The following is a 9,635-nucleotide window of genomic DNA, read 5'->3' as shown; positions in this document are numbered from 1 at the left end:
TTCTCCTCTTCCCACCCGCCCACTGCGCGGCTTTCGACCTGTGGGGGTAGTGCGCGTGGTGGCCCGGCCGGCCCCCACGTTCGCCCCGCCGGCCGGCCCCCGACCCGGGCGACGGCACAGAGGACTGGCGGCGCATCGCCCACATCCACGAGCCACCGCGCGCGCCGGCCGGTCTCCTCGAAGCTCACCCGGCCCACCTGCACATCGACATCCTGCCCCGAGGCCAGGGCTCGGGCCTGGGCCGCCGGCTCATCACGACCCTCGTCGACGCCCTGCGCGCCCGTGGCGTGCCCGGCCTGCACCTCGGCGTCGGCAGCGGCAACCCCGGAGCCTTCGCCTTTTATCTGGCCATGGGATTCCACGAGGAACACCGCGCCCCCTGGGGTTCCACGATGACCATGGACCTGCGTGCCTGAGGCCGCGGGTGCTATGCGGTGCTCGTGCGCAGGGGTCCCGCCTCCTCCGTGACGCTCCCGCTGCACGTGGCACAGCGCCACGCACGTGGTGCGGCGGTGCCGCTAGACGTCGAGGCGGCACAGGCCCTCGGCGAGGGCCTTGGTGGTGAGGCGGGTACGGCTGTCGCAGCCGAGCTTGGCGAAGATGTGCTCCAGGTGGGTCGTCACCGTGCGGACGCTGAGGACGAGCGCGGCGGCGATCTGCGGGTTGGAGTCGCCGGCCGCCACCCGGGTGAGCACGTCCACCTCGCGCCCCGTGAGGTCGTACGGCAGGAGACACGGCCGCTCGGCCACGATGGCGCCCTGCAGCGCCCCCTGGAACCCGACACCGGCCCTGAGCAGCCGTAACTCGTGCCAGCACCCGTCATGGCCGAGCCAGAGCCCGTGCCGGCTCAGCTCTCGGGAGTCGATGAACGCCCGGGCGAACGCGGCCACCGCCGGATCCTCCCACAGCACGGCCGACGCCTCGTGCCCGGGAACCTGGCGCCGGGTCCCCACCCGGTCGAACGCGACCGCCCGGTAGTCCGGCGGCAGCCCCACCGGGTCGATCACACACCTGGTCAGGTCGGTGACGTGCGCGAGCATCGGGCTGACCGCCGCGACCAGCGCCCCCGTGATCCACGGGAAGGCGTCCCTCGTGGCCAGGTGCAGCAGTCCCGTGTAGCGGCCCTCGCTCAGGAACAGCGGCGCCGTCAGCCCGGCCCGCCACCCGTAGGGGGCGAGGTGGCGCCGGAAATAGCGCTCGGTGTCCGGCTCGGGCATGCGTACCGGGGCTCGGGTGGCCATGGCCCTGCGGTACGCGTCGAGCCCGGCGTACTCCTCGGCCGCGTCATGATCGATGCGCCGGTGGCCGTCCGAGACGACGCTGTGGTGGCGCCCCGTGGCCGGATCGAAGGCGACGAACTCGTACGCGTCGACCGGGACCACCCGGCGCAGCGCCGCCATCGCCCCATGCGCGCCGCCGCCACCGCCCGCGACCTGGTAGCCGACCTCGGCGAACGCCTGCAGCTGGCAGACGTCCAGGGTGATCTCGGCCACCGAGCCTTTATATCATTTGCCAATCCTTGAGGTCTTCTTGAAACTTTTTTTCACGAGCGTCCGAATGCTACGGTGAGAGGCATGCAGCGCGCCTTCGTCACGACGACGCCGGACACCGTCCCGGCGCGCTGAATCCATGCTTCCCGGGCGAACGCCCGGGAGCTGGTCGTTCGCCCTTTCCGTGAAAAGGACGATCATGAACGACCACCGCAGACTCGGCCGCGAGCTGGGCATCTTCGACACCGACCCGCTGATCGGCTCGGGCCTCCCCTACTACCTCCCCGCGGGCGCCGCCCTGCGCAAGGCCATCGAGGACTACGTCCACGAGCTCGAACGCCGCAACGGCTACCAGCACGTCAACTCGCCCGTGCTCGGCAAACGCGAGCTGTACGAGAGATCGGGCCACTGGGCGCACTACGCGGAGGACATGTTCCCGCCCATGAACGTGGGCGGCGAGGAGTTCGTCCTGCGCCCCAGCCTGTGCCCGCACCATGCGCTCATCTACCGCTCGCGCCGGCGCAGTCACCGCGGGCTGCCGCTGCGCCTGGCCGAGCTGGGCGGGCAATACCGCTCGGAGCTGTCGGGCGTCCTGGGCGGCCTCACCAGGGTGCGGGCCATCCAGCTCAACGACGGCCACGTGTTCTGCGCACCCGAGCAGGCCGCCGCCGAGGTGGCGGCCGCGCTCGACCTGGTCGAGGCCGCGCACGCCCAGCTCGGCATCCGGGCCGCGCGCTATCGGCTGTCGCTGCGCGGCGACGGCGGCAAGTTCGTGGACGACCCGGGCCTGTGGGCGCGCTCCGAGGCGATCCTGCGCGACGTGCTGAAGGAGCGCGGCCGCGACTTCGACGAGGAACGCGGCGAGGGCGCCTTCTACGGCCCCAAGATCGACATCCAGATCGTGGACCCGGCGGGCCGTGAGACCAGCCTGTCGACCGTCCAGGTGGACTTCTTCCAGCCGGAGCGCTTCGACCTGGGCTACGTCGGGGGCGAGCGCCCCGTCATGGTGCACCGCAGCGTCGTCGGCAGCATCGAGCGCCTGCTCGCGCACCTCATCGAGGTCCACGGGGGCGCGTTCCCCGCCTGGATGGCGCCCGTACAGGCCGTGGTGCTGCCGCTGTCGGACGCCGAACTGCCCGCCGCCGCGAGCCTGCTGCGGCGCTGCCTGGCCGCCGGTCTGCGGGCCGAGCTGGCGCCCGCCGACCGGGGCAGCCTCGGAGCCAGGATCAGGGCGCATCGGCTGGTGCCGTACCAGCTGGTCGTGGGGCCACGCGAGGCGGCGAGCGGCGGGGTGGCGGTGAGGCTCCGCGACGGCAGCCAGGCGGGTGACGTGCCCGTGGAGCGGCTTGCGGAGAAATCGCGACCTTTGTTCTAGAACCCGGAATCGAAAGGGTAACGGAGTCTTCCCTCGGCGCGTAATGGACTCGTAAAGTCCGCTGCAACGCCGTGTCGGGGAGGATGTTTTGACCGAGCTGAGCGACCGCGAGGCCGAGCTTGTTTCCGCTCACGAACAGGAACGCCCGGCGCGGGAGCTCAGCGGAGGTCTTCGGCTCGGCGTGTGGATCGTGGGCGGGCTGTTGTCGGCCTATTCGCTGGTGGTGGTGTTCTGGCCGATCGAGGCACTCGAGCACCGGATGACGTTCCTGGCGGCGGCGCTGCCGCTGGTCTTCCTCTGCTACCGGTCGGGCGTGCCGTCGCTCCTGTTCAGGCGCGGTGCCCGCGACGGCTCTCCGGCCGGGAGCCCGCCCGTCAAGGCGCCGCCGGATGCCTCAGACGTCCCGGCCGAGCCGGCGGGGACGCGGCGCCCGGAACGGCCGACCGTCGCGGACTGGGTGCTGGCGGCGCTCGCGCTGGCCGTGCTCGTCTATCCGCTGCTCGACTTCGAGGCGTTCCGCGAGCGGGGCTCCGGCGCGGCGCTCACGGGCCTGGACATCGCGGCCGGTCTGGCGCTGACGGTGCTGCTCCTGGAGGCGGTACGGCGCACCGTCGGCTGGTCCCTGACCATCATCTGCATAATTTTCCTGATTTATGCCTATTACGGCTCATATTTGCCGATTAACTGGACGATCGGCCACCGGGGGTTCGACCTCGGGCAAATCGTGTCGCAGCTCTACACCGGCACCGAGGGCTTCTTCGGCGTCCCCATGCAGGTGGCCGCCAGCTACATCATCCTTTTCACGATTTACGGCGCCGTGCTCGACTACTCGGGCGCCAGCAAGTTCTTCATCGACCTGAGCTTCGCCGCCTTCCGCAAGTCCCGCGCCGCCCCGGGCCGTACCGTCACCACGGCCGGCTTCCTGCTCGGCACCGTGTCGGGATCGGGCGTGGCCACCACGGTCAGTCTGGGCAGCGTCGCGTGGCCGGTGCTGCGCCGGGCGGGCTACCCGAAGGAGCCGGCGGGCGGCATCCTCGCGGCCGGCGGCATCGGCGCCATCCTGTCGCCGCCCACGCTGGGCGCGGCGGCGTTCATCATTGCCGAATACCTCCAGGTCAGCTACCTCGAGGTGCTCCTGTACGCGACGATCCCCACGATCCTGTACTACCTCGGCATCTTCCTGGCCATCGAGATCGACTCGCGCCGCTTCAGCACCCACGCCGTGGAGGTGGACGCGCCCAAGGCGGGCCGCCTGCTGCTGCGCTTCGGCTACCACTTCAGCTCGCTCATCCTCATCATCGTGCTGATGGCGCTGGACAGGTCGGCGTTCCAGGCCGTGGTCATCGCCACCGGCATCGCGTTCGCGCTTTCGTTCCTCGACCCGGAGCACCGGATGGGGCCGAAGCGCGTCGCGCAGGCGCTGGCCAAGGGCGCTCTCGAAGTGCTGCCGGTGACCGCGGTGTGCGCGGCGGCGGGCATCATCGTCGGCATCATCACGCAGACCGGCCTCGGGCTGAACCTCGCCGACATCATCGTGGACGTCGCCGCGGGCAACCTGATCCTGACCACGCTCATGTCCGGCATCGCGGTCATGCTGCTGGGCCTGGCCGTGCCGGTGACCGCCAGCTTCATCATCGCCGCGGTGATCATCGGCCCCGCGCTCTTCGCCCTCGGCGTCACCAAGGCCGAGGCGTACATGTTCGTTTTCTACTACGCGGTGCTGTCGGAGGTGAGCCCGCCCACGGCGCTGTCCGCGGTGGCGGCGGCCGCGATCACCGGCGGCAACACGTACAAGACGATGATGATGACCTGGCGTTACACGCTGCCGGCGTTCCTGGTGCCGTTCGCCTTCGTGCTGACGCCGAACGGGCAGGCGCTGCTCGGCCAGGGACCGATCGGCACCGTGCTGCTGATGGCCGCCGTCTCGGCGATCGCCGTGGCGGCCCTGGCCATGGCCACCGGCGGGCTGAGCCGCTGGCCGGAGCGAGTGCTGGCGGCGGTGGCCGCGGTGCTGCTGCTGTTCCTCGAGCCCGTCCCCATCGTCGCCGGCCTGGCCGTCCTGGCCGTGGCCGCGGCCGTGCACCTCGTCAGAAGAAGGAGAGTGGACCCAGCGTGAAGCGGATCTTTGCGATACTCGCCGCGACCGTCCTGACCGCGGCGGGTTGCGGCGGCGGTGGCGCGGGCGGCTCGGGCAACCGGCTTTCGATCGCCACGGGCGGCACGACGGGCGTCTATTACGTGTACGGCGGCGGCCTGGCCAAGCAACTGTCGGCGAACATCGCCAACACCCAGGCCACCGCGTCGGTCACGTCGGCCTCCGTCGAGAACATCAAGCTGCTGGTCTCGGGCAAGGCCGACATCGGTTTCGCCCAGGCCGACACCGCGGCCGACGCGGTCAACGGCAAGGACACCTTCACCTCGAAGCAGCCCGTCAAGGCCATCGCCCGCATCTACGACAACTACGCGCACCTCGTGGTCTCGCCCGGCGTCAGCGCGACCAAGGCGGCCGACCTGAAGGGCAGGCGCGTCTCGCTCGGCCCGGCCAACTCGGGCACGCAGGTCGTGGCCAGGCGCGTCCTTCAGTCCGCCGGGATCAACCCGGACACCGACATCACCAAGCAGCAACTGTCGATCAGCGAGGCGGTGCAGGCCGTCAAGGACCGCACGATCGACGCGTTCTTCTGGGTCGGCGGCCTGCCCACGGCGGGCATCACCGACCTGGCCACGAGCAAGCCGGACATCAAGATCCTCGACACGAGCGACGTGCTGGCGAAGATGCAGTCCACGTACGGCCAGCAGTACGCCTCGCACGACGTGGACCTGTCCCTCTACAAGCTGTCCGGCACGATCAAGACCGTCGTCATCCCGAACGTGCTGCTGGTGCCCGACGAGATGAACGAGCAGCTCGCCTACGACATCACCAGGACCCTGTTCGAGAAGAAGGCCGAGCTGGCGGCCGTGCACCCGGAGGCGAAGAAGCTCGACGTCAAGCTGGCCCAGCAGGTCGCGCCGGTCCAGCTGCACCCCGGTGCGGCCCGCTACTACAAGGAAAAGGCCTGACGAAGCTGCTGGTGGCGCTCGCGGCGGTGGCGGCGCTCTGCCCCGGCTCCGGCGCCGGGCGCCTCACCGTGAACGGCCTGCCCGTCGTCTCCGGCGCCTTCTCGATCCTGTACGTGCATTCGATCTACAAGGCGCCCTCCGCGGAGGTGTTCACCGTGGAGGGGCGTCGTTTCACCATGCGGGCGGTCGTGTCGTCCAACGAGAGCGTCCTGGACTACTACGCGCTCGACGGGACGCGTACGCGCACCTCGGACGGCGCGTGGGTGCTGCGCCTCGCCGCGCCCGCCACGTACGAGGAGCTGTCCCTGCTCACCACCTCGATCGGCCGCAGGACCCTCGCCTCGGGCGGCCGCTGCCTGCCCCTCTACCCGGCGTACGGCGCCGCGCAGGTGCGGCTGGCCGTCGAGGCGCGGCTGGCCGTGCGGAGCGAGCCCTGCCCGTCGCTCTACAGCCAGTCCTTCTTCTTGAAGACCGTGTACAGCGCCACGGACGTGACGGCCGTCAGGATCGAGGCCGTCCAGAAGCCCCACGGCTGGCCCTCGCCCGGATAGGGCACGTTCTGGCCGTAGAAGCCGCTGATCGCGGTGGGGACGGCGATGATCGCGGCCCAGCCCGTGAGCCGCTTCATGATCTCGTTCAGCCGGAATCCCTGCTGGGAGAGCCGGGTCTCGCGGGCGTTGGCCAGCATGTCGCGGATCGACTCCACCCATTCGGCCACGCGCAGCACGTGGTCGTAGACGTCGTCGTAGTACGGGATCATCACGGGGTCGGCGATGAGCTCCTGGTCGCGGCGGAGCAGGGTGCCGACCACCTCGCGCATCGGCATCGAGATCTTGCGCAGCCTGGTGGTGTTCTTCCGCAGCTCGTACATCTTGCGCTGCAGCTCCCTGCCGTCCCGCACCCCGTCTTCCTCGAAGAGCGACTCCTCCAGGGCCTCCGCCTGCGCGTCGAGGTCCTGCACCAGGTCGAACTGGCTGTCGACCACGTAGTCGAGCAGGCCGTGCAGCAGGAACGACACGCCGTGCTCGGCCAGGCGGGAGGCGGCGTTCCAGCGCTTGACCACCTCGCCGATGTCGAAGTGGTCGCTCTCGCGTACGGTGACCAGGGCGTTTCTGGTGACGAAGACGTTCACCTCGACGGGGTCGAGCCGGCCCTCGTCGAAGTGCACGCCATAGACCGTGATGAACAAATGGTTGTCGTAAATATCGACCTTCGGCCGCTGATGGTCGGAGAGCACGTCCTCGACCGCCAGCTCGTGCAGCCCCAGCTCCTCGCTGATCACGCCCAGGTCCGTGGGCGAGGGATGACACAGATCGAACCAGACCGTGTTGTCCTGGTCTCCCACATAGTCGGAGACCTCCTCGATCGGGAACCCTTCCTTCTCGAGGACGCCATTCCTGTACAGACGCGTATGCACCTAGACGAGTCTGGCAAATCTTCGCGCGTTACGCACAGCCGCTCCTTCAGGATCGTTGTTGAAATAGACGTACACGTCCTGCCAGCCCGCCTCGTGCACGCGTCTCGCCCAGGTCTTCAGCGCGGTGTCGCCGTATGACCAGTGGGCCGGCCCCTCGTGCATGCGAACGTACCCCCACTCGGCGGTGCGCCACAGCGGATTCTGCGGCTTGCCCAGCCGGTCCGCCCAGCACAGGGCGGCCTCGTGCGCGTCGAGGATCTCGCGTATCTCCTCCGTCCACCAGGACTCGTGCCGCGGCTCCACGGCCACCCGCACGCCCGCGGGGAAGCAGCGCAGGCACCGGTCGAGCCTGCCAGGGTCGGCCTTCAGCGTCGGCGGGAGCTGCAGCAGGACGGGCCCGAGCTTGTCCTTCAACTCCGACGCGCGGCTCATCAGCCGCTCCACCGGCTCCTCAGGGTCGGCCAGCCGCTTGATGTGGGTGAGGAACCTGCTGGCCTTGACCGCCATCACGAATCCGGGGGGCGTGCGGTCCCGCCAGGCCGCGAAGTTCTCGGGGCTCGGCAGCCGGTAGAACGCGTTGTTGCTCTCGACGGTCGGGAACTCCTCGGCGTACATCTCCAGCCAGAGCCGCTGCGGCACGCCCTCCGGATAGAGCACCCCGCGCCAGTGCCTGTACTGCCACCCCGAGGTGCCCACCAGCGACGACATGCTTTACGCCTACCCAGCGGGGGGCCATGCAGTACTGTCGTCCCCCGAGGAGGACATCGACGTCAAAGGGGGACTTCGAGTGGGCGCCGGTCACGCACATCCCCCCAGTTCCCGGCGGACGGTGGTGGCCGGCCTGGCCGTGCTGGTGCCGCTGGCGGTCGTCACGCTGGCGGCCCTGCTGTGGCTCTGGCCGGACGGCAAGGCGGACACCGGAGCCGCGCAGTCCAGCGTGCAGCGCGTGACCGGGACGGTCACCGGCATCCAGCTCAAGCAGTGCCCCGCCGCCCCGGAAGGCGCGCCCCAGCCGGACCCCGCCACCTGCGGCAACGCCGTCGTCCGGGTCGACGGCGGCCAGGTCATGACGCTCCGGCTGCCCAGCGGGCCGGGCGCGCAGCACTTCGCCGCGGGCGACGACGTGATCCTGCTGCACGGCGCGGACGGGAAGTACCAGATCTCCGACCACGACCGGACGGCGCCACTGTGGGTGTTCGGGGCGGCGTTCGCGCTGGCGGTCATCGCCTTCGGCCGCTGGCGCGGGGTGACGGCGCTGGTCGGGCTGGTCGTGACGTTCGTGCTGCTGCTGACATTCGTCATCCCCGGCATCCTGGAGGGCGAGTCGCCCCTGCTAGTGGCCATCGTGGGATCTGCGGCGATCATGCTGACCGTGCTCTACCTCACGCACGGCTTCTCACTGTCCACGTCCGTGGCCGTGCTGGGCACGCTGGCCAGCCTGACGCTCACGGGCGTGCTGTCGTACGGGGCGCTGGGGTTCGCCCGGCTCAACGGCATCACCGACGACAGCGCGCTCGCGCTCGACATGAGCCTGAAGATCGACACGCAGGGGCTGCTGCTGGCGAGCATCATCATCGGCGCGCTGGGGGTGCTCGACGACGTCACGGTCACGCAGGCGGTGACGGTGGCCGAGCTGGCCCACGCCAACCCGTCGTACGGCTTCACCCGCCTCTACCGGGCGGCCGGCCGCATCGGCCGCGCGCACATCGCGTCGGTGATCAACACGATCATCCTGGCGTACGCCGGGGCGTCGCTGCCGCTGCTGCTGCTGTTCAGCATCGGTCAGCAGCCCTTGGGCGAGGTGCTCACGACACCGGTCATCGCCCAGGAGATCGTCCGCAGCATCGTCGGCACGGTGGGCCTCATCGCCGCCGTCCCGATCACCACGGCGCTGGCGGCCCTGACGGCCTCCCGCCACCACCCGGAGAACCACCCTGCGGAGGAGACCCACGACGGCGGCTTCTTCGCGCCGCGCGACGCCCAGGAAGACCTCTTCACCCCGTCGGAGCGGCCGGCCCGTCACCGACGCCGTGCCCGTACATAGGGATCAGTAGGCCTCGATGCTGCCGTCCACCCGCAGCTTGCGCCGGGCCCGCTCGTAGAACGTGGTGCCCAGCCGGACGACCTTCGCCGCCCCGGGCCACGCGGCCACCGTGATGACGTCGCCCGGGCACAGATGCGCCACCACGGCCCCGTCGACCTCCACCGCCAGCCTCCCGCTGGTGGACAGCACCTCCAGCGTCACGTCCTCGTCGGCGGGCAGCACCAGCGCCCGGTTGAACGCCGAGTGCGC

The 9,635-nt window shown here is 70.2% G+C and carries 9 protein-coding genes and 1 pseudogene; 6 read left to right on the top strand and 4 right to left on the bottom strand.

Translation table 11 applies throughout. The annotated features are described in order from the left end of the window. Positions 1-134: 134 nt before the first annotated feature. A complete protein-coding gene (locus AB0J09_RS44470) occupies positions 135-416 on the top strand; it encodes a GNAT family N-acetyltransferase (protein ID WP_360705269.1) in 282 nt (93 codons plus the stop codon). Between the two features lie 102 nt (positions 417-518). Here the strand turns inward: AB0J09_RS44470 and AB0J09_RS44465 are convergent, their stop codons facing one another. Continuing rightward, positions 519-1,493, bottom strand: a complete 975-nt coding sequence (locus AB0J09_RS44465) for a LuxR C-terminal-related transcriptional regulator (protein WP_360705266.1) — start codon at positions 1,491-1,493, stop codon at positions 519-521. A gap of 136 nt (positions 1,494-1,629) precedes the next feature. Here AB0J09_RS44465 and thrS point away from each other — a divergent pair, with 136 nt between their 5' ends. The 4 genes from thrS to AB0J09_RS44445 all read left to right on the top strand — a co-directional run bounded on the left by thrS (position 1,630) and on the right by AB0J09_RS44445 (position 6,476). After that, positions 1,630-2,865: a threonine--tRNA ligase gene (gene thrS, locus AB0J09_RS44460; RefSeq protein WP_360705263.1), complete on the top strand. Its 1,236-nt coding sequence runs from the start codon at positions 1,630-1,632 to the stop codon at positions 2,863-2,865. An 88-nt stretch (positions 2,866-2,953) separates the two neighbouring features. Beyond that, positions 2,954-4,981 carry a TRAP transporter fused permease subunit gene (locus tag AB0J09_RS44455; RefSeq protein ID WP_360705260.1) on the top strand — a complete coding sequence of 676 codons (2,028 nt, stop codon included), beginning with the start codon at positions 2,954-2,956 and terminating at the stop codon, positions 4,979-4,981. Beyond that, positions 4,978-5,925 (top strand): TAXI family TRAP transporter solute-binding subunit, encoded by a 948-nt coding sequence (locus tag AB0J09_RS44450; RefSeq protein ID WP_360705257.1) that lies wholly within the window; start codon positions 4,978-4,980, stop codon positions 5,923-5,925. The genes AB0J09_RS44455 and AB0J09_RS44450 overlap by 4 nt, the downstream gene beginning before the upstream one ends. Before the next feature lie 11 nt (positions 5,926-5,936). After that, a complete protein-coding gene (locus AB0J09_RS44445; protein ID WP_360705254.1) occupies positions 5,937-6,476 on the top strand; it encodes a DUF1850 domain-containing protein in 540 nt (179 codons plus the stop codon). Here the strand turns inward: AB0J09_RS44445 and AB0J09_RS44440 are convergent. After that, positions 6,371-7,342, bottom strand: coding sequence for a magnesium transporter CorA family protein (locus AB0J09_RS44440; RefSeq protein ID WP_360705251.1), 972 nt, complete (start codon positions 7,340-7,342; stop codon positions 6,371-6,373). The genes AB0J09_RS44445 and AB0J09_RS44440 overlap by 106 nt on opposite strands. After that, on the bottom strand, positions 7,343-8,050 hold the full coding sequence (locus AB0J09_RS44435; RefSeq protein WP_360705249.1) for a DUF72 domain-containing protein: 708 nt from the start codon (positions 8,048-8,050) through the stop codon (positions 7,343-7,345). A gap of 121 nt (positions 8,051-8,171) precedes the next feature. On the opposite strand from AB0J09_RS44435, the gene AB0J09_RS44430 reads away from it, so the two are divergent. Continuing rightward, positions 8,172-9,386, top strand: a complete 1,215-nt coding sequence (locus tag AB0J09_RS44430; protein WP_360705246.1) for a YibE/F family protein — start codon at positions 8,172-8,174, stop codon at positions 9,384-9,386. 3 nt (positions 9,387-9,389) lie between these two features. Here the strand turns inward: AB0J09_RS44430 and AB0J09_RS44425 are convergent. Then, positions 9,390-9,635: pseudogene (locus AB0J09_RS44425) on the bottom strand (NAD(+)/NADH kinase); the annotation flags it as partial.

It is taken from the genome of Nonomuraea sp. NPDC049784 (assembly GCF_040659615.1).
Lineage (GTDB): Bacteria > Actinomycetota > Actinomycetes > Streptosporangiales > Streptosporangiaceae > Nonomuraea.
This window is presented reverse-complemented; position numbering and strand designations above follow the sequence as displayed.

What these genes read in the sequence shown, in the direction of transcription:
- thrS (WP_360705263.1), top strand. Translation starts at nt 1,630, where the DNA reads ATGCTTCCCGGGCGAACGCCCGGGAGCTGGTCGTTCGCCCTTTCCGTG.
- AB0J09_RS44435 (WP_360705249.1), bottom strand. Translation starts at nt 8,050, where the DNA reads ATGTCGTCGCTGGTGGGCACCTCGGGGTGGCAGTACAGGCACTGGCGC.